This window comes from Streptomyces sp. I05A-00742, assembly GCF_013055795.1.
In the GTDB taxonomy this organism is placed as follows: domain Bacteria; phylum Actinomycetota; class Actinomycetes; order Streptomycetales; family Streptomycetaceae; genus Streptomyces.
This window is the reverse complement of sequence record NZ_JABETO010000052.1, coordinates 12,852-34,446: the sequence shown is the minus strand read 5'-3', so window position 1 is coordinate 34,446 and position 21,595 is coordinate 12,852. Positions and strand designations below refer to the sequence as shown.

At 73.8% G+C, this 21,595-nt stretch carries 16 protein-coding genes, 1 rRNA gene and 3 pseudogenes; 14 read left to right on the top strand and 6 right to left on the bottom strand.

The window, feature by feature from the left end; translation table 11 throughout:
- The first annotated feature begins 238 nt into the window (after positions 1 to 238).
- From rrf to HN013_RS29480, 3 genes and pseudogenes are all read left to right on the top strand, one after another.
- Positions 239 to 355, top strand: a 5S ribosomal RNA gene (gene rrf / locus HN013_RS29490).
- A gap of 431 nt (positions 356 to 786) precedes the next feature.
- A pseudogene (locus HN013_RS34275) lies at positions 787 to 1,515 on the top strand (RNA helicase); the annotation flags it as partial.
- 801 nt (positions 1,516 to 2,316) lie between these two features.
- Positions 2,317 to 3,105, top strand: a complete 789-nt coding sequence (locus tag HN013_RS29480; protein WP_312018751.1) for a hypothetical protein — start codon at positions 2,317 to 2,319, stop codon at positions 3,103 to 3,105.
- Positions 3,106 to 3,182: 77 nt separating this feature from the next.
- On the opposite strand, the gene HN013_RS29475 is transcribed toward HN013_RS29480, so the two are convergent.
- Positions 3,183 to 4,472 (bottom strand): DUF1015 family protein, encoded by a 1,290-nt coding sequence (locus tag HN013_RS29475; RefSeq protein ID WP_171171620.1) that lies wholly within the window; start codon positions 4,470 to 4,472, stop codon positions 3,183 to 3,185.
- A gap of 75 nt (positions 4,473 to 4,547) precedes the next feature.
- On the opposite strand from HN013_RS29475, the gene HN013_RS29470 reads away from it, so the two are divergent.
- Positions 4,548 to 5,576 (top strand): HAD hydrolase-like protein, encoded by a 1,029-nt coding sequence (locus HN013_RS29470; RefSeq protein ID WP_171171618.1) that lies wholly within the window; start codon positions 4,548 to 4,550, stop codon positions 5,574 to 5,576.
- A gap of 173 nt (positions 5,577 to 5,749) precedes the next feature.
- Here HN013_RS29470 and HN013_RS29465 read toward each other — a convergent pair whose 3' ends face one another.
- The gene (locus tag HN013_RS29465; RefSeq protein ID WP_171171616.1) at positions 5,750 to 6,586 is read right to left on the bottom strand and encodes a siderophore-interacting protein; all 837 of its coding nucleotides are present in this window, start codon (positions 6,584 to 6,586) and stop codon (positions 5,750 to 5,752) included.
- Positions 6,583 to 7,305, bottom strand: a pseudogene (locus HN013_RS29460) (ABC transporter substrate-binding protein); the annotation flags it as partial. The gene HN013_RS29465 and the pseudogene HN013_RS29460, both read right to left, overlap by 4 nt.
- Between HN013_RS29460 and HN013_RS34270 the strand changes: the two are divergent.
- From HN013_RS34270 to HN013_RS29445, 4 genes and pseudogenes are all read left to right on the top strand, one after another.
- Positions 7,243 to 7,527 (top strand): annotated as a pseudogene (locus HN013_RS34270) (hypothetical protein); the annotation flags it as partial. The pseudogenes HN013_RS29460 and HN013_RS34270 sit on opposite strands and share 63 nt — an antisense overlap.
- A gap of 158 nt (positions 7,528 to 7,685) precedes the next feature.
- A complete protein-coding gene (locus tag HN013_RS29455; protein WP_212764973.1) occupies positions 7,686 to 8,732 on the top strand; it encodes an iron chelate uptake ABC transporter family permease subunit in 1,047 nt (348 codons plus the stop codon).
- 44 nt (positions 8,733 to 8,776) lie between these two features.
- On the top strand, positions 8,777 to 9,805 hold the full coding sequence (locus tag HN013_RS29450) for an iron chelate uptake ABC transporter family permease subunit (protein ID WP_171171612.1): 1,029 nt from the start codon (positions 8,777 to 8,779) through the stop codon (positions 9,803 to 9,805).
- Positions 9,806 to 9,912: 107 nt separating this feature from the next.
- The gene (locus tag HN013_RS29445; protein ID WP_171171610.1) at positions 9,913 to 10,758 is read left to right on the top strand and encodes an ABC transporter ATP-binding protein; all 846 of its coding nucleotides are present in this window, start codon (positions 9,913 to 9,915) and stop codon (positions 10,756 to 10,758) included.
- Here HN013_RS29445 and HN013_RS29440 read toward each other — a convergent pair.
- Positions 10,736 to 11,083, bottom strand: coding sequence for a sterol-binding protein (locus tag HN013_RS29440; RefSeq protein ID WP_171171608.1), 348 nt, complete (start codon positions 11,081 to 11,083; stop codon positions 10,736 to 10,738). The genes HN013_RS29445 and HN013_RS29440 overlap by 23 nt on opposite strands.
- A gap of 69 nt (positions 11,084 to 11,152) precedes the next feature.
- Here HN013_RS29440 and HN013_RS29435 point away from each other — a divergent pair, with 69 nt between their 5' ends.
- Genes HN013_RS29435 through HN013_RS29425 form a run of 3 tightly spaced genes read left to right on the top strand, consistent with a single transcriptional unit; the run spans position 11,153 to position 13,216 of the window.
- Entirely contained in the window at positions 11,153 to 11,461 is a 309-nt protein-coding gene (locus tag HN013_RS29435) for a hypothetical protein (RefSeq protein WP_171171606.1), read from the top strand.
- A gap of 13 nt (positions 11,462 to 11,474) precedes the next feature.
- The gene (locus tag HN013_RS29430; RefSeq protein ID WP_171171629.1) at positions 11,475 to 12,281 is read left to right on the top strand and encodes a TlyA family RNA methyltransferase; all 807 of its coding nucleotides are present in this window, start codon (positions 11,475 to 11,477) and stop codon (positions 12,279 to 12,281) included.
- Positions 12,278 to 13,216, top strand: a complete 939-nt coding sequence (locus tag HN013_RS29425; protein WP_171171604.1) for an NAD kinase — start codon at positions 12,278 to 12,280, stop codon at positions 13,214 to 13,216. The genes HN013_RS29430 and HN013_RS29425 overlap by 4 nt, the downstream gene beginning before the upstream one ends.
- A gap of 142 nt (positions 13,217 to 13,358) precedes the next feature.
- Here the strand turns inward: HN013_RS29425 and HN013_RS29420 are convergent, their stop codons facing one another.
- Positions 13,359 to 14,792 (bottom strand): S41 family peptidase, encoded by a 1,434-nt coding sequence (locus tag HN013_RS29420; protein WP_171171602.1) that lies wholly within the window; start codon positions 14,790 to 14,792, stop codon positions 13,359 to 13,361.
- Positions 14,793 to 14,912: 120 nt separating this feature from the next.
- On the opposite strand from HN013_RS29420, the gene recN reads away from it, so the two are divergent.
- Together recN and HN013_RS29410 are read left to right on the top strand one after the other, a co-directional pair.
- The gene (gene recN, locus HN013_RS29415) at positions 14,913 to 16,664 is read left to right on the top strand and encodes a DNA repair protein RecN (protein ID WP_171171600.1); all 1,752 of its coding nucleotides are present in this window, start codon (positions 14,913 to 14,915) and stop codon (positions 16,662 to 16,664) included.
- Between the two features lie 216 nt (positions 16,665 to 16,880).
- Positions 16,881 to 18,026, top strand: coding sequence for a glycosyltransferase family 4 protein (locus tag HN013_RS29410; protein WP_171171598.1), 1,146 nt, complete (start codon positions 16,881 to 16,883; stop codon positions 18,024 to 18,026).
- A 150-nt stretch (positions 18,027 to 18,176) separates the two neighbouring features.
- On the opposite strand, the gene HN013_RS29405 is transcribed toward HN013_RS29410, so the two are convergent.
- Positions 18,177 to 19,799 carry a PucR family transcriptional regulator gene (locus HN013_RS29405; RefSeq protein ID WP_171171596.1) on the bottom strand — a complete coding sequence of 541 codons (1,623 nt, stop codon included), beginning with the start codon at positions 19,797 to 19,799 and terminating at the stop codon, positions 18,177 to 18,179.
- A gap of 176 nt (positions 19,800 to 19,975) precedes the next feature.
- On the opposite strand from HN013_RS29405, the gene HN013_RS29400 reads away from it, so the two are divergent.
- Positions 19,976 to 21,544, top strand: a complete 1,569-nt coding sequence (locus tag HN013_RS29400) for a hypothetical protein (RefSeq protein WP_171171594.1) — start codon at positions 19,976 to 19,978, stop codon at positions 21,542 to 21,544.
- Positions 21,545 to 21,595 lie beyond the last annotated feature (51 nt).

Here is a 21,595-nt window from a genome sequence, read left to right as displayed (position 1 = left end):
GCTTCGAGATGAGGGCTCCCACCACCTTTGAGTGGGTAAGGCTCCCAGTAGACGACTGGGTTGATAGGCCAGGTGTGGAAGACCGGTAACGGTTGGAGCTGACTGGTACTAATAGGCCGAGGGCTTGTCCTCAGTTGCTCGCGTCCACTGTGTTAGTTCTGAAGCAACGAACAGTTGCTGGTAAAGAGCAGAACCACTTAATTGAAGAGTGTGCTTGTTCGCTCGAAACCGATAGGGTTTCGGTGGTCATAGCGTTAGGGAAACGCCCGGTTACATTCCGAACCCGGAAGCTAAGCCTTTCAGCGCCGATGGTACTGCATGGGGGACCGTGTGGGAGAGTAGGACGCCGCCGAACAATCTTTCAAGGACCCTTGGTCCCAGCGTTCACGCTGGGACCAAGGGTCCTTTTTGTTTTTGTCGAAGCGCATCTGCTGGGCGGCTGCGCGAGAATGACAGCGGTACCTCAAGACAGGAGTCACGTCGATGTCCACCAACTCTCCCGACGACCGTTCGGGCGGCGACCGCCACGGCGGGCCGCGGGGCGGATTCCGCCGTGACGACCGCCGTGATGACCGGGGCGGCCGCCCTGCCGGTGGTGGCTACGGCCGGCGTGACGACGACCGTGGTGGATACCGCGGAAGCCGTGACGACCGTGGCGGACGTCCCACCGGGGGCGGTTATGGTCGCCGCGATGCCGACCGTCCGTCCTTCCGTCGCGATGACCGGCGTGATGACCGTGGTCCGCGTCGTGATGACGACCGTGGTGGGTTCCGTGGCGGCCGTGACGAGCGTCCGCCCTTCCGTCGCGACGACCGGCGTGATGACCGTGGTCCGCGTCGGGACGACGACCGTGGCGGGTTCCGCCGTGACGAGCGCCGTGACGACCGCGGTGGCCGTCCCACCGGGGGCGGTTACGGTCGTCGCGACGACGACCGTGGTGGGTTCCGCCGTGACGAGCGCCGCGATGCCGACCGTCCGTCGTACCGTCGCGATGACCGTGGTCCGCGTCGGGACGACGACCGTGGCGGGTTCCGCCGTGACGAGCGCCGCGATGCCGACCGTCCGTCGTACCGTCGCGATGACCGTGGTCCGCGTCGGGACGATGACCGTGGTGGGTTCCGTGGCGGCCGTGATGACCGTCCGCCCTTCCGCCGCGACGACCGGCGTGATGACCGTGGCCCCCGTCGCGACGACGACCGCGGTGGGTTCCGCCGTGACGAGCGCCGTGACGCCGACCGTCCGTCGTACCGCCGCGATGACCGCGGTCCGCGTCGTGATGACGACCGTGGCGGGTTCCGGGGCGGCCGTGACGAGCGTCCGCCCTTCCGTCGCGACGACCGGCGTGATGACCGTGGCCCCCGTCGCGACGACGACCGCGGTGGGTTCCGCCGTGACGAGCGCCGTGACGCCGACCGTCCGTCGTACCGCCGTGATGACCGCGGTCCGCGTCGTGATGACGACCGTGGCGGTTTCCGCGGTGGGCGTGATGACCGTCCGCCCTTCCGCCGCGACGACCGGCGTGATGACCGTGGCCCCCGTCGCGACGACGACCGCGATGGGTTCCGCCGTGACGAGCGCCGTGACGCCGACCGTCCGTCGTACCGCCGTGATGACCGCGGTCCGCGTCGTGATGACGACCGTGGCGGTTTCCGCGGTGGGCGTGATGACCGTCCGCCCTTCCGCCGTGACGACCGCCGTGATGACCGGCGTGACGATCGTGGTCCGCGTCGTGATGACGACCGTGGCGGGTTCCGTGGCGGCCGTGACGAGCGTCCGCCCTTCCGCCGCGACGACCGGCGTGATGACCGTGGCCCCCGCCGTGACGACGACCGTGGCGGGTTCCGTGGCGGCCGTGACGAGCGTCCGCCCTTCCGCCGCGACGACCGGCGTGATGACCGTGGCCCCCGCCGTGACGACAACCGTGGCGGGTTCCGCCGTGACGAGCGCCGTGACGACCGTGGTCCGCGTCGTGATGACGACCGTGGCGGGTTCCGCGGTGGGCGTGATGACCGTCCGTCCTTCCGTCGCGACGACCGGCGGGATGACCGTGGTCCGCGTCGGGACGATGACCGTGGCGGTTTTCGCCGTGACGACCGGCGTGACGACCGCGGTGGCCGTCCCGCCGGTGGCGGTGGCTACGGGCGCCGTGACGACCGGGACCGGCAGGGTGGCGGCTACCGCGGGCGGGACGACCGTTCGCGTGGTGGGTACGGGCACCGGGACGACCGGGAGCGTGACCGGGACCGGGGTGAGCGGGAGCCGGTGAAGCGGCTGCCGATCCCGGACGATGTGACGGGTGAGGAGATCGACGCGGATGTGCGGCAGGAGCTCATGAGCCTGCCGAAGACGCTCGCGGAGGACGTGGCGCGGAACCTCGTGATGGTGGCCAAGCTGCTGGACGAGGACCCGGAGCAGGCGTACGGGTACTCCCGGGTCGCGCTGCGGCTCGCCTCGCGCGTGGCGGCCGTCCGTGAGGCGGCCGGCTTCGCCTCGTACGCGACGGCCAAGTACTCGGAGGCGCTGGCCGAGTTCCGGGCCGCGCGCCGGATGACCGGTTCGGTCGAGCTGTGGCCCGTCATGGCGGACTGCGAGCGCGGCATGGGCCGTCCGGAGCGGGCGCTGGCCATGGCCGGTGAGCCCGAGGTGCAGAAGCTCGACAAGGCCGGCCAGGTGGAGATGCGCCTGGTGGCGGCCGGTGCCCGCAAGGACATGGGGCAGGCAGAGGCGGCCGTCGTCACGCTGCAGAGCTCCGAGCTCGCGTCGAACTCCGTCCAGCCGTGGACCGCGCGCCTGCGGTACGCGTACGCGGACGCGCTGCTCGACGTCGGCCGTGAGGCCGAGGCGCGCGAGTGGTTCGCCAAGGCGCTGGAGGCGGACCAGGGCGGGACGACCAACGCCTCCGACCGGCTCGCCGAGCTGGACGGCGTCGAGTTCACCGACGCCCTGGCCGAGATCGAAGAGGTCGAGGACGCCAAGGACACCGAGGACGCCGTCGTCGAGGACGCGGAGGTCGAGGAGGCGGACGAGGCCGGGGAGCCGGAGGCGAAGGAGCAGGACGCGGCGGACGCGGTCGGCAAGCCCGAGGAGTCCGGCGACAAGGGCTGACGCCCGGTAGGCCGATGACATGACGGTGGGGCGGGAACCCGTACGGGTTCCCGCCCCACCGTCATGTCCGGACGCCGTCAGTCGTCCAGGGTGAGGCTCCGCAGTACCAGGCCGGTCGCCGGCTTCGGTCCGAAGGACGTGGACTTGCGCGGCATCGTGACGCCCTGGGCGGCGAGTTCCCGTACCACTTCCTCGCGGACGGGATGCATCAGGACGGCCGTGCCGCCGTGCCGCTCCGCCTGGCGGACCGCGGCGGCCGCCTCGTGGATGTAGCCGATGTGCTCCGGGTCGTCGCTGACCCGCCACACGTGTTCCAGCAGCACCGAGTGCAGGACGGTGGCGTCGAGCTCGCGCCAGGCCCGCGGCCGGTCGGCCGGGACCGTGCGGGCGAGCAGGCCCGGGTCCGGGCGGTCGACGAGGTGGAAGCGGCCGTCCCCGGCGAGCAGGAAGGCGTTGCCGTGCTCGTCGGCGGCGGAGGTGTCGGCCAGTGCCTCCAGGGCCGTCGGCAGCGGGCCGCCGAGGGTGCGGACGCGGAACGCGTCGCCCAGGGCGGTCAGCGCGTCCGCGACCGGGAGCCGGTGGAGCAGCCGGTGGATGGCCCGGACGCGCAGCGGGTAGCGGGCGGTGTCCACGAGGAGGACGAGGCCGAAGTCCCAGGGGCCCGGTGCCGGTTGCTCGGAGCGGAGGCGCAGGTAGGTGGCCCAGCGGTGGTGGCCGTCGGCGATGAGGGCCTGGCGGCGGGAGAGGTCGTCGCCGATGCGGGCCAGGTCGTCGGCGGCCGTCACGGACCAGAGGCGGTGGGCGAAGCCGTCGTCGGTCGTGGTGGAGAGCAGCGGGGTCGTCGTGATGACGCGTTCGATGACGGCGGCGGCGCCGGTGGTGGTGCCGTTGCCCCGGTAGGCGAAGAGCAGGGGCTCCAGGTTGGCGCCGGTGTCCCGCATCAGGGCGGCGCGGTCCTCGACGATGTGCGGCATGACGTCCTCGTGGGGGAGGACCACACCCTCCTCGCGCGGTGTGAGGCGCAGCGCGCCGATGAGGCCGCGCTGGAGTATGCCGTCGCCGCGCTGCTCGTACACGTAGAGCGCGGGTTCCGGGTCCGGGGCGAGGATGTGCTCGTCCTGCCAGCGGCGCAGGGTGTCGGCGGCGCGGCGGTGCCGGCCGGCGGCGGTGGCGGCCTGCGGGAGGATCAGCCGGACGATGTTGTGCGGATCGGCGGTCTCCAGGTGGCGCAGCCCGTCGGGCCGGACGACGACGTCGTACGGTGGCGATGTCACGGCCGCGAGGCTGCCGACTCGCTCGGGGACGTAGCGCAGTCCTCGGAAAGGGGCGAGTCGGAGACCTTGCCCCGCGGAGTCCGGAGTGCTCATCAGTAAATGTTATGTCCCGTGGCCGGATGAGCAATGATCGAGACAGAGACGAAGAGCACAAGGAGAGAACTCCGTATGAACGAGAGCGTCCGGACCCGGCCCGACGGCAGCGAGCGGCGGCTGAGTGAGGCGTACGACACGGCCTTGCTGGATCTCGACGGGGTGGTCTATGCCGGGGGTGAGGCCATCCCGCACGCCGTCGGGTCGCTGGAGGCGGCGCGGAAGGGCGGAATGCACCTCGCGTATGTCACGAACAACGCGGCCCGGACGCCGGAGGTGGTGGCCGGGCATCTGACCGAGCTGGGCATCCCGGCCGCTCCCGGGGACGTGATCAACTCGGCGCAGGCGGTGTCCCGGCTGATAGCGGAGCAGCTGCCGGCGGGGTCGCGGGTCCTGGTGATCGGCGCCGAGGGGCTGCGGGTGGCGCTGCGTGAGCGTGGGCTGGTGCCGGTGGATTCCGTGGACGACGATCCGGCCGCTGTGGCCCAGGGGTACGGCGGGCCGGACATGCCGTGGTCGCGGCTGATGGAGGCGTCGTACGCGGTGGCGCGCGGGCTGCCGTGGTTCGCCTCCAATACGGACCTGACGATTCCGAGTGGGCGTGGGATCGCGCCCGGCAATGGGGCTGCCGTGGAGGTCGTGAAGATCGCCACGGGGAGGGTGCCTCAGGTGGCGGGGAAGCCGCTGCCACCGATGCACCGTGAGACGGTGCTGCGGACGGGGGCCGAGCGGCCGCTGGTGGTCGGGGACCGGCTCGATACGGATATTGAGGGGGCGTATGCGGGTGGGGTGGACTCGCTGTTGGTGTTGACGGGGGTGACTACGGCGGCGGAGGCGGTGGCGGCGCGGCCTGAGCATCGGGCTACGTATGTGGCGGAGGATTTGCGGGGGTTGTTGGAGGTGCAGCCTGCTGTTTCCCTGGCGGACGGGGGGTTCCTGTGCGGGGGGTGGACGGCGGCCGTGAGCGATGGGCGGCTCGTCCTCGGCGGGGACGGGGAGCGGATTGATGGACTGCGGGCGTTGTGTGCTGCCGCGTGGACGGCGGCGGGGGACGGGGTGTGTGGAGCGGATGCGAGTGAGGCGCTGGGGCGGTTGGGCTGGTAGGGGAGCCCCGGTCCCACCCTTTCACCGTTTCCCGGGGCCCTGCCCCGGACCCCGGGAGGCGGCTGCGCCGCCTGTCTTCAAGCGCCGGACGGGCTGTGTGGGGCGGACCGGCCTCCCCGTGCCCCCCGAAGCGCGCTGCGCGCGCTGTCCTCAAGCGCCGGACGGGCTGTCGCTCAGCCCAGTTCTTCCAGTAGCTGTTCCTCCGTCTTGCCCTTTCGCCAGTAGCCCGTGAACGTGACCGCCTTGCGGTCGATCCCCCGCTCGTTCACCAGGTGGCGGCGGAGTTCGCGGACCGTGCCCGCCTCGCCGGCGATCCAGGCGTAGGGAGTGCCGGGGGGCAGGTCGGCGGTGCGGAGGGTGTCGAGGACGGGGGTGTCGGTGTCGCGGACGAGCCAGGTGATGTGGGCGTCGGCGGCGGTGGGGAGGGGGCGGATGTCGTCGGGGTGGGGGACTTCGATCCAGACCTTGGCGGGCATGCCGGCGGGCAGCCAGGCGAGGATGCCGGCGACGGCCGGGAGGGCGGACTCGTCGCCGGTGATGAGGGTCCAGTCGGTGCCGGCCGGGGGCTGGTAGTCGGTGCCGCCGTTGTTCTCGACGACGGGGGCGAGGACGGCGGCCCGGTCGCCGGGGCGGGTGGTGCGGGACCAGTGGGAGGCGGGGCCGCCGTGGGCGGCACCCTTGTCGTCGCCGTGCTGGACGAAGTCCACGTCGAGTTCGGCGGTGCCGTCGGGGTCCCGGCGGTAGTCGCTCACGGTGTAGGTGCGCATGACCGCCCGGACGGCGGGGTCCTCGGCCCGCCAGCGGGTGTACCAGCCCTCGTCGAGGGGTTCGGGCAGCAGCGGCGCGTCCTGGCCGGGCTGCGGCAGGAACAGCTTGAAGCGCTGGTCACGGCCGTCGGTGACGAGGTCGCCGAGGCGGTCGCCGCCGAGGGTGACGCGGATCAGGGCGGGGCTGATCCGCTCGGTCCGCAGGACGTGGACGTCGAAGAATCGGTAGGGCAGGTCGGTCACGAGAGCTTCTTCGCCTTCTCGATGGCGGCGGCGAGGTTCTCCAGGAGCGGCGCGCAGCCCGCGTAGGAGAAGCGCGGTTCGCTGAGCCAGGGGCTGACCTGGCCGGCCGCGACGGCGGGCAGCTTGGCCCAGGTCGGCTTGGACTCCAGGTCCTTGGGCTGGAGGGCGGAGGTGCGGCTGTCCAGGATGATCAGGTCGGCCTCGTACTTGTTGGCGTTCTCCCAGCTCAGGCTCTCGAAGTAGCCGCCCTTGTCGAGCTTCTGGGGGACGACGAAGTCCACGCCGAGCTCGCGGAAGTACATGAGGTCGGCGTTGACGGCCGGGTTGGAGACGTAGAAGAGGTCGGCGCTGCCGGAGGCGGCCATGACCTTGACGCGGTGGGACTTGGCGGTCCGGCGCAGGGTCTCGGCGGCCTTCTCGAAGCGGGCCTTGGCATCGGCGACCTTCTTCGCCTTGAGGTCGGCGCCGAGGGAGGCGGCCAGTTCGGCGTAGCGCTCGATGGGCTTCAGCATGGAGACACGGGCCGAGGTGAGGCCGACGCTGGGGGCGAGGCCCAGGATCTTCTTCTTGCTGTCGTCGGGCACGTACCAGAGCGCGTCGGGCTCGAACATGTTGGTGACGAGCAGGTCGGGGTTGAGCCTCGCGTACTTCTCGACGCTGAACTCGCCCCAGGTGTTGCCGAGGACGGTCACCTTGGTGACGTCGAGATCGCCGGCCTGCGGGTCGGGCTTGCCGTTCTTGAGCGTGGTCGGGCCGAAGACGCCGACGCACTCGACGCCGAAGTCGTGGAGGGCGGCGGCCGTGCCGGTGAAGGCGACGACGCGCTTGGGGGTGCTGTCGGACTTGGCGGTGGTGCCGCGGTCGTCCTTGAAGGTCCACGGGCCCTTGCCCGAACCGCCCGAACCACCGTTGGAATCCGAGGAGCCCGACGAGTCCGATGAGCCGCCACCGCATGCGGCGAGGAGGGCGCCGACGCCGAGGGCGCCACCCGCAGTGAGGAGGCCGCGACGGGACAGTACGGTGGTGCGGGTGGTGCTCATGGGTGGTGCTTCTCTCGGTAAGGGGCAACTTCGGAGGGTAGGCTAACCTAACCCAGGTGTTGGCCGTCGTCTCCCCCCAAGTTCCACCGGGCACCTCCCCCGAGGCCGTGCCCCGCCGCAATGCCGGACGCGCCGTCGGACTGCTGGTCTCCGTCGGCCTCCTGCTGCTCGTCGTCATGGCGTCCGTCGCCGTCGGCGCCAAGCAGGTTCCCCTGGACCAGGTCTGGCACGGGCTGTTCCACTACACCGGGAACGAGACGGACGTCGTCGTACGCGACGTACGCGTCCCCCGCACCCTGCTCGGGCTGCTCACCGGGGCCGCGCTCGGCCTCGCGGGGACCGTCATGCAGGCCCTGACCCGCAACCCCCTCGCCGACCCCGGGCTGTTCGGCATCAGCGCCGGAGCCGCGGCGGCCGTGGTGTCCGCCATCAGCTTCCTCGGTGTCACCTCGCTCACCGGGTACGTGTGGTTCGCGTTCCTCGGTGCCGCCGTCGTGTCCGTCGTCGTCCATGTGCTCGGCGGCAGCCGGAACGCCACCCCCGTACGGCTCGCCCTCGCGGGCACCGCCGTCACCGCCGTGCTCAACGGCTATGTGTACGCGGTGGAGCTGACGGACTCGGCCGCGCTGGACCGGATGCGGTTCTGGACCGTCGGTTCCCTGGCGTCCGCCAACGCGACGCTCGTCGGCCAGGTCGCGCCGTTCATCGCCGCGGGACTCGTGCTCGCCCTGGCGCTGGCCCGGCCGCTCAACGCCATGGCCCTGGGCGACGACCAGGCCCGGGCGCTCGGCACCCGGCCGGCCGCCACCCGGGTGCTCGGCCTGGCCGCCGTCACCCTGCTGTGCGGCGCGGCGACCGCCGCCTGTGGCCCCATCGTCTTCGTGGGGCTGATGGTGCCCCACATGGTCCGCTCCTTCACCGGGCCCGACCTGCGCTGGGTCCTGCCCTACGCCGCTGTTCTCGCGCCCGTCCTGCTGCTCGCCACGGACATCCTCGGACGGGTCGTCGCCCGGCCCTCCGAGCTCCAGGTCGGCATCGTCACCGCGCTGGTCGGCGGCCCCCTGTTCATCCGCCTCATCCGGCGCCGGCGGATGGCCCACCTGTGAGTGCCCCACGCCGGGCCCGTCCCGGAAGCGAACCGAGAAGAACCATGAACGTCGTCCGCACCCGCGGCGGGCTGTCCGTGCGGGTCGAGCCCCGCGCGGTGCTCGCCGTCCTGCTCCTGGTGGCCGCCGCGCTGACCGCCTCCGTCGCGCTCATCGGCACCGGCGACTACCCGCTGTCGCCCGCCGAGGTGCTCCGCACGCTGACCGGCGGCGGGACGCCCGCGCAGGAGTTCATCGTCGAGGACCTGCGGCTGCCCCGCGTCCTCGTCGCCCTGCTCGTCGGCGCGTCCCTCGCGCTGGCCGGGGCGGTCTTCCAGTCCGTCTCCCGCAACCCGCTGGGCAGCCCGGACGTGCTCGGCCTCTCCCAGGGCTCCACCGTCGGGGCGCTGCTGGTCATCGTCCTCTTCCAGGGCACCCCCATGGCGGTGGCCGGCGGAGCGCTGGCCGGCGGGCTGGCCTCCGGTGTGGCCATCTACCTGCTGGCGTGGCAGAAGGGCGTGCACGGGAACCGGTTCGTCCTCGTCGGCATCGCCATGACCGCCATCCTCACCTCGGTCATCGGCTACCTGCTGACCCAGGCGGACCTCAACGACGCGACGCGCGCCACGGTGTGGATGGTCGGCTCCCTCAACGGCCGCGACTGGAGCCAGGTGTGGCCGCTGCTCTGCGCGTTCGCCGTACTCGTCCCCGTCGTCCTCGGCCAGGGCCGCGGCCTGCGGATGCTGGAGATGGGCGACGACACGGCGTACGCGCTCGGGGTGCGGGTCGAGCGGACGCGGCTGGTCTCGCTGACCGCGGCCGTGCTGCTGACGGCCGCCGCCACGGCCGCCGCCGGGCCCATCGCCTTCGTCGCCCTCTCCGCTCCCCAGATCGCCCGGCGCCTCACCCGGTCGTCCGGCCCCTGCCTCACCGCCGCCGCCTGCACCGGCGCGGCCCTGCTGGTCTCGGCCGACTGGGCCGCCCAGCGCCTGTTCGGCGCCGACCAGCTGCCGGTCGGGGTGCTCACCGGCATGCTCGGCGGGGTCTACCTGCTGTGGCTGCTGTACACGGAGCGCAGGGCGGGGCGGGTGTGATGGGCGGCAGTTCCGCACCGGGACGCGGCGGGCCCGACGGCGCACACGACAGCGCACACGACGACGCGACGGCGCACACGAACACGCACGGACAAGGAGACACCACCATGAGCCGCCTGAAGGCCGAATCCGTCACCCTCGCCTACGACCGGCGGGTCATCGCGGAAGACCTCTCCGTCGAGATACCCGACAACTCCTTCACCGTCATCGTCGGCCCCAACGCCTGCGGCAAGTCCACGCTGCTGCGCGCCCTGTCCCGGATGCTCAGGCCCGAGGCCGGGTCCGTGCTCCTGGACGGCCAGGCCATCGGCTCGTACCCGGCCAAGAAGGTGGCCCGCACGCTCGGCCTGCTGCCGCAGTCGTCCGTCGCGCCGGACGGCATCACCGTCGCCGACCTCGTCGCCCGCGGCCGCTACCCCCACCAGGGGCTGCTGCGGCAGTGGTCGCCCGAGGACGAGCAGGTCGTCCAGGAGTCGATGGAGGCCACCCGCGTCGCCGCGCTCGCCGACCGCTACGTCGACGAGCTCTCCGGCGGCCAGCGGCAGCGCGTCTGGATCGCCATGGCCCTCGCCCAGCGGACCCCGCTGCTGCTCCTCGACGAGCCGACCACGTACCTCGACATCCAGCACCAGATCGAGGTCCTCGACCTCTGCGCCGAGCTCCACGAGGAGCAGGGCCGCACGCTCGTCGCCGTCCTCCACGACCTCAACCACGCCGCCCGCTACGCCACCCACCTCATCGCCATGCGGGACGGGAAGGTCGTCGCCGAGGGCGCGCCGGGGGACGTGGTGACGTCCGAGCTGGTGGAACGGGTCTTCGGGCTGAGCTGTCAGATCATCGACGATCCGCAGACCGGGACGCCGCTCGTCGTACCCGCCGCGCGGCAGGCGCGCCGGGCGCCGGAGCCGGAGGCCGGTGCCGAGGCCGCGGTCACAGAATCGACCGCAGCCTGAGGACGTCGATCAGGCCGGCCCTGAGCTTCACCCGGCCGCTCGCCCAGGCCCGCGCGAAGGGCAGCCGGCCGTCGACCAGGGCCAGCAGATCGTCACCGGTCATCTCCAGCCCGATCTCCGCCCGCTGCTCCGGCACCCCCGGCACCGTGCGGACCTCCTTGAGCCGGCCCTCGCGGAGGTGGCCCACGAAGGTGACGTCCAGATCGGTCACATGACAGCTGAGCGAGCGGTCGAGCATCGCGGCACTGCGGAGCGTCTCGTCCGCGCCGGCGAGGTTCTGAGCCAGTCTGTCGAGCGCGCTGCGGCACTCCTCGATGGTCGCCATTGCACCGGACGGTACACCGCACGGGGGCGAACATCGGAGAAGCGGCCGTTCCGGGGTAGCGTCGGGGCCATGACCGAAGAGGATGCCGTGGCGGCCGTGGGCGACGGGACGCCCGGACCCGACGCGGAGGCGGTGCCGGACGCCGCCGGTACGGAGCCCGCCGGACCCCGGCCGCTCGGGGTCGACCGCACTCCCACGGGGAACGCCGGCGTGGACGCCCACCTGGCCCGGCTCGAGGACGCCGACCACCTCGCCGCCGACGGCCACCTGGAGGTGTACGAGGATGTACACCAGGGCCTGCGGACCGCGCTCGCCGCACTCGACGAGCGCGCCGGACCGCCGCAGGGCCCCACGCGTCCGTACGACAACAGGAGCTGAACCGCCCGTGGCAGTGACCCGCCGCCGACTCGACGCGGAGCTGGTGCGCCGCAAGCTGGCCCGTTCCCGCGAGCACGCGAGCCAGCTCATCGCCGCGGGCCGGGTGACCGTCGGCGGCGCCACGGCGACGAAGCCCGCCACCCAGGTGGAGACCAGCGCCGCCCTCGTCGTCGCCCAGGACGACAGCGACCCCGACTACGTCTCCCGCGGCGGCCACAAGCTCGCCGGCGCGCTCGCCGCCTTCGTCCCCCGCGGCCTGGAGGTCGAGGGGCGGCGCGCCCTCGACGCCGGCGCCTCGACGGGCGGCTTCACCGACGTCCTGCTGCGCGCGGGCGCCGCCCACGTCGTCGCCGTCGATGTCGGCTACGGGCAGCTCGCCTGGTCCCTCCAGAGCGACGAGCGGGTCACCGTGAAGGACCGCACCAATGTGCGCGAGCTGACGCCGGAGCAGCTCGACGGCGAACCCGTCGACCTCGTCGTCGGCGACCTGTCCTTCATCCCGCTCGGCCTCGTCCTGCCCGCGCTGGTGAGCTGCACCGCGCCCGGAGCGGACCTGGTCATGATGGTCAAGCCGCAGTTCGAGGTCGGCAAGGAGCGGCTCGGCAGCGGCGGCGTCGTCCGCAGCCCCGAGCTGCGCGCCGAGGCGGTGCGCGAGGTCGCCCGCCGCGCCGCCGGCCTGGGACTCGGCGTCCTCGGCGTCACCGCCAGCCCGCTGCCCGGGCCCTCCGGCAACGTCGAGTACTTTCTGTGGCTGCGCGCCGGTGCGCCAGAACTGGACCCGGCGGACGTTGACCGTGCAGTGGCGGAGGGGCCTCGGTGACCACTACAGAAGCGACATCGCAGACACAGCCGACGGGGAGACGCACCGTCTTCCTGCTCGCGCACACCGGCCGTCCCGCGGCCATCCGCAGCGCCGAACTCGTCGTCCAGGGGCTGCTGCGGTGCGGCATCGGGGTGCGGGTGCTCGCCGAGGAGGCCGCGGACCTGCCGCTGCCGCCCTCCGTCGAGCGGATCGAGACCGGGCCCGACCGGCCGAACGTCCTGGACGGCTGCGAACTGATCGTCGTGCTGGGCGGGGACGGGACGCTGCTGCGCGGCGCCGAGTTCGCGCGCAGCTCCGGGGTGCCCATGCTGGGCGTCAACCTCGGCCGGGTCGGCTTCCTCGCCGAGGCCGAGCGGGACGATCTCGACAAGGTCGTCGACCGGGTGGTGACCCGGGAGTACGAGGTCGAGGAGCGGATGACCATCGACGTGCTCGTCCGGACGGACGGTCACATCGTCCACACCGACTGGGCGCTCAACGAGGCGTCCGTCGAGAAGGCCGCCCGGGAGCGGCTGCTGGAGGTCGTCACCGAGGTCGACGGGCGGCCCGTCTCGCGGTTCGGTGGTGACGGTGTGGTGTGCGCGACGCCGACCGGGTCGACCGCCTATGCGTTCTCGGCCGGTGGGCCTGTGGTCTGGCCCGAGGTCGAGGCGCTGCTGATGGTGCCGATCAGTGCTCACGCGCTGTTCGCCAAGCCGTTGGTGACGGCTCCTGATTCGGTGCTGGCGGTGGAGGTGCAGCCGCAGACGCCGAACGGGGTGTTGTGGTGTGACGGGCGGAGGAGTGTGGAGTTGCCTGCGGGGGCTCGGGTGGAGGTGCGGCGGGGGGCTGTGCCGGTGCGGTTGGCTCGGCTGCATCATGCGTCGTTCACTGATCGGTTGGTGGCGAAGTTCGCTCTGCCGGTGGCGGGGTGGCGGGGGGCTCCGCACTAGGGTGCGCCTGCGGCGGGCGGTGCCCCTGGCCCGCCCCTTCGCCGATTCCCGGGGAGGGCCCCGGACCCCCTGAAACCGCGCTGCGCGCGGTTGTCCTCAATCGCCGGACGGGCTGACTTCAGCCCGTCCGGCGTTCGTACCCTCACCCGGCCAGCACCTCCCGCGCCTTCGCCAACGCCGAGTCCCGCCGCCCCGCGAACTCCTCCTCCGTGAAGACCGGCGTCCGCACCCGCGGCGGGAGGCCCGTCACGTCGTACGTCCGTCGGTCACCCGGACGCATGAACTCCTCGTTCGGGAGCCCGAAGGTCCAGCCGTTCGGGAGCTTGCGTTCCAGGACGTCGGAGAAGGCGCCTTGGGTGTTCTCGCCGATGCGGACGGGGGCGGGGGAACGGCCCTCCAGGGCCTGGGTGAAGGTTTCGCCGGCGCTGATGGTGAGCGGGCCGGTGAGGAGGGCGATCGGGCCGGTGTAGGCGCGGCCGCTGTGGGGGGTGACGTGGACGGGGACCTCGGGGGTGAAGCCCCGGGGGTTCCGGGGGTCGTTGCGGGCGTGCTTCAGGTAGGCGACGTAAGGGGTGCGGGTGAGGCGTTCGGCGATGCGGATGCCGAGGCGGTCGGAGCCGCCGCCGTTGAAGCGGAGGTCGAGGACGAGGCCGCGGAGGGCGCGGTGGCCGCTGGTGCGGGCGGGGGTGAGGATGTCGTCGAGGGCCCGGTCGAGTTCGGCGAGGTCGGCTTCCGGGCCGCCCTTCGCGGCGAACCGGGTGAAGCGGGTGATGCGCAGGTAGCCCGTCCCGTCGGGGAGGTCCGTGTAGGAGATGGCGCCCTGGGCCCAGGTGCGCAGTGGGACGCCTACGGCCGCCGCGACGGCCTTGTCGGTGCGGGCGATCGACTCCGGTGTCGGCATCGCCGTGCCCGCCCGGATGCCGCCGAAGCGCTTGTCCGGCCCGGCCACGATGCTCGTGTGGCCGTCGTGCAGCGGCTCGATCATCTGACGGAGAACCGTGAACAGTTCGTCGTCGGTGGTCTTCGCCGTGACGCGGGGGCGGAACCGGTCGCGGGCCGCCGTCCAGTCGATCCGCCGCTTCTCGAAGAACGGGTAGTTCTCGGCGTACGTCTGCCAGAACACGTCGAAGACATGGCGCGGATCCGGCCGCTCGCCGGGCTCCGTCCGTGCCGTGCAGTCGGCCGGCAGGGCGCCGACGCGGCGCAGGGTGCGGTGGCCGACGCCCTCGTCGAAGCTCATCCGGGCCCGGCCGGACCCGTCTGGGGCGACCGTGAGGCCCGACCCCTCCGCGTCGGTGAAGCGGCCGGAGCCGTTCCCCTTCGCCTCCGTCGTGCCGGGCAGGCAGCTCACCGCCGTGGTGTCGTAGGTCCGCAGGCGGTGGCCCCCGTCCTCGACGGAGACCAGCGTCCCGTAGCCGTCCGTCCGCCACACGCCGTCGAGCCGGGCCGTCGGGGACGGGGCGGCGGAGGAGCCCCGGGCCGTGTCCTCGCCGCAGGCCGCGGTGGTCAGGGCGACGGCCGCGGTGAGCAGGAGGGCGGCGGTGCGGCGGGTACGGGCACAGGGGCGTTCGGTCATGTCTTCAGCCTGGTCGGGGCGGGGTTTCCGGACCATGCGGCGGTCACCCGGACCGGTGGTGGGGCTGCCCCCAGGGCGGCCCGTGGGGGAGGCCGTCGCGAGGGGGCCCCGGAACCTCGTATGGTCGTATCCGTGTTGGAGGAGATGCGGATCCGGTCCTTGGGCGTCATTGATGACGCGGTGGTCGAGCTGTCACCAGGTTTCACGGCGGTGACCGGCGAGACCGGTGCCGGCAAGACCATGGTCGTGACCAGCCTCGGGCTGCTGCTCGGAGGCAGGGCCGACCCGGCGCTGGTGCGCGTCGGCGCGAAGGCGGCGGTGGTCGAGGGCCGGATCGCGGTCGACCGCGCGTCGCCCGCGGCCGTCCGCGCCGAGGAGGCGGGCGCGGAGCTCGACGACGGGACGCTGCTCGTCAGCCGCACGCTCTCCGCCGAGGGACGGTCGCGCGCCCATGTCGGCGGCCGCGGCGTGCCCGTCGGACTGCTCGGCGAGCTGGCGGACGACCTCGTCGCCGTGCACGGGCAGACCGACCAGCAGGGCCTGCTGCGCCCGGCCCGGCAGCGGGCCGCGCTCGACCGGTACGCGGGGGACGCGGTGTCCGCGCCGCTCGCCAAGTACACGGACGCCCACCGGCGGCTGCGCGCCGTCGCCGCCGGGCTCGACGAGCTGACCACGCGGGCCCGCGAGCGCGCCCAGGAGGCGGACCTGCTCCGCTTCGGCCTCGACGAGATCGCCGCCGTCGAGCCGCTGCCCGGCGAGGACGCCGAACTCGCCGCCGAGGCCGGACGGCTCGGCCACGCCGAGTCCCTCGCCTCCGCCGCCACCGCCGCCCACGCGGCGCTGGCCGGGAACCCCGAGGACCCGGAGGCCGTGGACGCCGCCTCGCTCGTGGCCGGGGCGCACCGGGCGCTGGAGGCCGTGCGCTCCCACGACCCGGCGCTGGCCGCGCTCGCCGACCGGGCCGGCGAGATCGCCATCCTGCTCGCCGACGTGGCGGGAGAACTCGCCGGGTACGCCTCCGACCTGGACGCCGACCCGCGCCGGCTGGCCGCCGTCGAGGAGCGGCGGGCCGCCCTCGCCCACCTCACGCGCAAGTACGGCGAGGACGCCGGTGCCGTTCTCGCCTGGGCCGAGCGGAGCGCCGCCCGGCTGGGCGAGCTGGAGGGCGACGACGACCGCATCGCGGAACTCACCGCCGAACGCGACGCCCTGCGCGACGAACTCGGCGCCCTCGCCCAGCAGCTGACCGACGCCCGCACCGAGGCGGCGGAACGGTTCGCGGAGGCGGTCACCGCCGAGCTGGCCCAGCTCGCCATGCCGCACGCGCGCGTCTCCTTCGCCATCCGGCAGAACGAGGTCGCCGACGCGGCGGCCGGCATCGAGGTCGGCGGGCGCGCCGTCGCCTTCGGCCCGCACGGCGCCGACGACGTCGAGCTCCTGCTCGCCCCGCACCCCGGCGCCCACCCGCGGCCCATCGCCAAGGGCGCCTCGGGCGGTGAGCTGTCCCGCGTCATGCTCGCCGTGGAGGTGGTCTTCGCGGGCTCCGACCCGGTGCCGACCTACCTCTTCGACGAGGTCGACGCGGGCATCGGCGGCCGGGCCGCCGTCGAGGTCGGCCGCCGGCTGGCCCGGCTCGCCCGGACCGCGCAGGTCGTCGTCGTCACCCACCTCCCGCAGGTGGCCGCCTTCGCCGACCGGCACCTGGTGGTGGAGAAGACCCACGACGGCACGGTGACCCGCAGCGGGGTGCAGGCGATGGAGGGCGAGGACCGGATCCGCGAGCTGTCGCGGATGCTCGCCGGGCAGGAGGACTCCCAACTCGCCCGCGCCCACGCGGAGGAGCTGCTGGAGGCGGCGCGCGCGGGGCGGTGAGGTGAGCCGCGCCGGGGCGCCGGGCGACCTACGGACCAACGGCCCGTAATCCCCAAACCGGGTGAATCCACAGATGTGCGGGCGAGACAGGGCGGGCCGTGCACGGAGCGGTGGTGCGTGGATGTCGGTGGCGGCTGGCATCCTGGGCACGGCACCGCGCCGTTGCCCGCTCCTCCCGTACGACGCCGATCCCGCCGATCCAGGAGTCACCCCCGCGTGAGCAGTACATCCGGCACGTCCCACGGGCGGCCGCCCCTGCACGCCGTCCAGGTCCTGGGCGGCGGCAGCGCGGGCAGCGGCGCCCATGTGCGGTCGCTGGCCGCCGGTCTCGTCGCCCGGGGCCTGCGGGTGACGGTCTGCGCGACCGGGCGGACCGAGGAGCGGTACGGATTCACCGAGGGCGGCGCCTCGTTCGCGCCGCTGCCGCCCGGGACGGACGCGCTCCTCATCGCCGGCATCCGCGCGGCGAGCGCCGACGCGGACGTGGTGCACGCGCACGGTCTGCGCTGGGGTGTGCTCGCCGCCCTCGCCCTGCACGGGCGGCCGACGCCGCTGGTGGTCACCTGGCACCGGCGCGTCTGCGCGGCGGGCGCCCGGGCCCATGTCGTCCGGCTGATGGAACGCCGGGCCGCCCGCACCGCCGCCGTCGTGCTCGGGACCTCGCCGGACCTGGTGGACCAGGCGCGGCGGCGCGGCGCGCGGGACGCCCGGCTGACCCCGGTCGCGTTCCCCGTCCCGGGTGCCGTCCCCCCTCCGGGCCCCGACGGACCGGACGGCGACGACCCGGACGGTGACGTCCCGCGCGACAAGGTGCTGGCCGAACTCGGCGTCCTCGGGCGGCCCTTGCTCCTCGCCGTCGGCCGGCTCGAACCGGGCCGGGGCTACGGCCCGCTCCTCGACGCCTCCCGCGCCTGGCGCCGGCTGGACCCCGAGCCGCTGCTCGTCGTCGCCGGCGAGGGCCCCGAGCGGCCGTCGCTGCAACGGCGGATCGAGGACGAGGGGCTGCCCGTGCGGCTCGTCGGGCGGCGGGATGACGTACCGCAACTGCTCTCCGCGGCGGATCTGGCGATTCTGCCCAGTCGGTGGGAGGCGCGGTCGTTGCTGGCGCAGGAGGCTTTTCGGGTGGGGGTGCCGTTGGTGGCGACGTCTGTGGGGGGTGTGCCCGATCTGGTGGGGGATGCGGCGGAGCTTGTCCCTTACGGGGATGCGGAGGCGTTGGCCTGTGCGGTTTCGCGGCTTTTGGTTGACGGGCGGCGGAGGGGGGAGTTGGTGGCGTGTGGACGGAGGTTGGTGGCGGGGTGGCCGTCGGAGGACGATGCGGTTGCTCATGTGCTCAGCGTTTACGACGAGTTGTGTGGGTGAGGAGCCCCATCCCCGCCCTTTCACCGTTTCCCGGGAGGACCCGGACCCCTGGTGAAAGCGGCTTCGCCGCTTGTCCTCAAACGCCGGACGGGCTGAACAGCCCGTCCGGCGTTTGAGGACAACCGCGCGGAGCGCGGTTTCAGGGGCCCCTCACCCCACCAGCCGCCGCCCCCGCAACGCCAGCCCCAACGCCAGCCGCGTCTCCGGCTCATCCGGATCCGTACCGAGCAGCCCGGAAATGCGTGCCAGCCGGTCGTACAGCGTCTGCCGGTTGACATGGAGCTCCCGGGCCGTCTCGGCCTTGCGCCCCGCGTGGCGCAGGTAGGCCTCCAGGGTGGGGAGGAGCCCGGTGCGGGCGCCGGCGTCGTGGGTGAGGAGGGGGCCGATGACGCGGTCGACGAAGGCGGCGAGGTCGCCGTGGGCGCGGAGTCGCTGAAGCAGCAGGTCGACGTCGAGCGCGCGGGCGTCGTACCAGGGGCGGTCCGGCAGGCCGGCGGCCGCAGTGGCGGCCTCGGCGGCGTGGCGCAGGGCGCCCCCGGCGGTCGTCCAGTCGGCGGGGGCGCCCACGACGACCACGGGCGGCCGGGAGCGGACCCGCTGGGCCCCGGCGCGCAGGGCGGTGGCGAGCCGGGCGGCGACGGCGGGGCGTTCGGCGGGGTCCCGGAGTCCGGCCAGCAGCGGCATGCGGCCCTCGGGGAGCCGTACGCCGAGCAGCACGGGCACCCCCACGGCGGCCAGTTCCTCCTGCACCGCGCAGGTCAGCGCCGCCCAACTGCCGTCCCGGCCGGGGCCGGCGGGGGCGGACAGGACGACGGGCAGCAGGGGGCCGGGGCCCGGGCGGAAGCCGAGGACACGGGCCTGGGCGGGGGCGTCGGCCGGGTCGAGCCGGCCCTCGGCGAGGTCGGTGAGGAAGTCGCCGCGTCCGCGGGCCGCGAGCTCCTCCTCCTGGCGGGCCTGGAGCAGGACGACGGCCAGCAGTCCGGCCGTCCGGTCGGCGGCCATGCGGTGGACGGGTCCCAGGGGCGCGTTGACGGGCAGCACGGTCAGCCGGGCCCGCGGGGCGCCCGGGCCGCCCGGACCGCCCGGTCCCTGCCCGGGGACGTCGACGGCCATCCGCCCGGCGAGGCCGGCGTCCCGCAGTCCGTCCCAGACCTGGAGCAGGTCGGCCGCGCCCGGCGGCGCGGGATCGGGCCCGGCGGCGTAGAGGAGCCGCCCGTCGGGCGACTCCAGGAAGACGGGGTTGCCGGCGAAGTCCGCGAGCAGGCGCAGCACTTCGGGCACCCCGCCGCCGTCCAGCAGCGCGCCGGTGCACCGCCGGTGGACGTCCTCCGCGCGCCGCAGCAGGGCGTAGTGCTCGTTGACCAGCTCGGTGTGGATCTCCTCGGTCACCGCCACGAACGGGACCTCCCGGTGCAGCTGGACGAGCGGGAGCCCCGCCGAGCGGGCCGTGTCCACCACGGCGGCGGGCAGCGTGGGCAGGCGCGCGCCGAGCTCCACCACCAGGGCCGCGATGTCCCGTTCGGCCAGCTTCCGGACGAAGGCGCGCTGGTCGGCCGGGCGGCTGCCCAGGCCGAGGCCGGTGGTCAGCAGCAGCTCGCCGCCCTTGAGGAGCGCGGCGATGTTCGGCGCCTCGCCCGCGTGCACCCAGCGCACCGGCCGGTGCAGGCGGTCGGCGGCGGCCAGTACCTCGGGAAGGCCGCGGCGCAGGGCCGGGAGTTCCAGGGCGCGGGCGACGGTGACGGCGCTCCGGGGCGCGTGGGGCTGGGGCTGCATGACGTGAACCTACGGGACATTTCGCAGGTGGGGGAGTCCCCGGAGGGGCCCATAGCAGAGGCCCCGCGCCCGCCGGGCGGGTTGTCCCATAGTCCCGTTCGCCGCTCCGGGGGCGTGATAGGCAGGGTGACCCGATCCGGCAGGGGCCGGTGAGCCATGGCCTGGGGGGATGGACGATGCAGCCGCTGTATGTGTTCGACGCCGGAGTCGGTGCCGTGTCCGGGAACGACGTCGACCCCTTCGAGGTCCTGCGCGAGCACGTCGCCGCCTGGCTGCGGGGCCCCGTGGACGGGGAGCCGACGGCGGCGGACCTGGGGACGGCCGCCGGGCCCCGCCCGCTGTACGGCGGCCGGACGGTCGAGTGGACGATCGAGGGGTCGGGCGACGCGACGGCCGTGCGCGTCACCGTGACCCAGCCCCTGACCGGCGGCGTCGGCCGGTTCGTCACCCGGGTGACCGCCTCCTGCATAGAAGGCCGGGCGGGGCTGCGGGTGGTGATGGGACGCGAGGTGCCCGGCGGGTGGATCGCCCCGGTGGAGGACCCGCTGCTGCGCAGGCCGGGGCTGCTCAGGGCGGTGGCCGCCGACGGACGGCTCTGTCTGCACGTCCTCGGCCAGCGGGTGACCGGGCGGTACGAGGGGATCAGGGAAGCGGCGCAGACCGCCGTCCTCACCGAGTCCCTGGCCAGCCGGACCCGGCTGCCCATGCTCCTGGTGCACCCCCGGGAGGACGCCGCCTGGACCGCGGCCCGCCAGGCGGCCGGCGAACTGATCGGTCTCGCCCAGGTCGTCACCCTCAACTACGGCACGGCCCGCGAGCTGCACCGGCTGATGCCGGCCGTCGCGGTGCCGGACGGCGGCGCCCGGCTGGTCTGGCCCGAGCCGGCCGCCGGACACCCGATGTACTCGCGCGCCGAGGTCGCGGAGGCCGGTACGCGCGCCCGGTGGATGCGCACCCTCGCCGAACTCGCCGTCGTCGCCCGCGGATCCGACCGCGGCTGGGACGCGGCCCGGCGGGCGGCACAGCGCGCCGCCGCCCGGCAGGCGGCCGAACGGCTGGCGGCGGCGCGGCGGGCGGGGGACGTCGTCCGGCAACTGGCCGCCTACGAGGAGCGGGTGACCCGGCTGGAGGAGGACGTCGCCTTCTGGGAGGCCGAGGCGCAGTCCCTCACCACCCGGCTCGCGGAGGCCGGGGACGCCGACAACGCCCGCCAGGAGGCGGCGTACTGGCGTGACCTGTATGTGAAGGAGCTGAAGCGCGACGACGCGGGGGCCGGTGAACCGGCCGACCCCTGGGCCGCCGTCCCCGCGCTGACGGCGTCCGACCCGGCCGCCGCCTACCGTGCCCTGGAGGCCGCGTCCGACGGGCGGATCGCCTTCACCCCCGGCGCCGAGCGGACCTGGCGCACGTCCGGTTACCCGTACGCCGAGGAGATGCGGGAACAGCTGGTCACCCTCGCCAAAGCCGCGGTCGACCTCTACACCCAGCCGCCCGAGAACATGCCGCTGCTGACGGACTGGTTCAAGACGCAGCACGGCCTCACGGTGGCGCTGAGCGATCTCACCATCAAGAAGGACAAGAAGCTCCGGTACTTCGCGTTCGACGGGGACGACCGGCGCGACGGGCTGCCGCATGTGAAGGTCCGCGACGCCACGTCGCACGGCGAGGTCGGCCGGATCCACTTCGCGCTGGACCCCGGGAAGCGCCGGCTGATCGTGGACCACGTCGGGGTGAAGAAGTACTGAAGGAGTACTGAGGAAAGGAGTACCGACACCCCGCCGGGGCCACCGGGCGGG

Bases quoted from the DNA above. Each gene is read 5' to 3' on its own strand.
- HN013_RS29400 (WP_171171594.1), top strand. From the start codon at position 19,976: ATGCAGCCGCTGTATGTGTTCGACGCCGGAGTCGGTGCCGTGTCCGGG.
- HN013_RS29405 (WP_171171596.1), bottom strand. From the start codon at position 19,799: ATGCAGCCCCAGCCCCACGCGCCCCGGAGCGCCGTCACCGTCGCCCGC.
- HN013_RS29420 (WP_171171602.1), bottom strand. From the start codon at position 14,792: ATGACCGAACGCCCCTGTGCCCGTACCCGCCGCACCGCCGCCCTCCTG.
- HN013_RS29440 (WP_171171608.1), bottom strand. From the start codon at position 11,083: ATGGCGACCATCGAGGAGTGCCGCAGCGCGCTCGACAGACTGGCTCAG.
- HN013_RS29450 (WP_171171612.1), top strand. From the start codon at position 8,777: ATGAACGTCGTCCGCACCCGCGGCGGGCTGTCCGTGCGGGTCGAGCCC.
- HN013_RS29435 (WP_171171606.1), top strand. From the start codon at position 11,153: ATGACCGAAGAGGATGCCGTGGCGGCCGTGGGCGACGGGACGCCCGGA.
- HN013_RS29470 (WP_171171618.1), top strand. From the start codon at position 4,548: ATGAACGAGAGCGTCCGGACCCGGCCCGACGGCAGCGAGCGGCGGCTG.
- recN (WP_171171600.1), top strand. From the start codon at position 14,913: ATGGTCGTATCCGTGTTGGAGGAGATGCGGATCCGGTCCTTGGGCGTC.
- HN013_RS29445 (WP_171171610.1), top strand. From the start codon at position 9,913: ATGAGCCGCCTGAAGGCCGAATCCGTCACCCTCGCCTACGACCGGCGG.
- HN013_RS29475 (WP_171171620.1), bottom strand. From the start codon at position 4,472: ATGAGCACTCCGGACTCCGCGGGGCAAGGTCTCCGACTCGCCCCTTTC.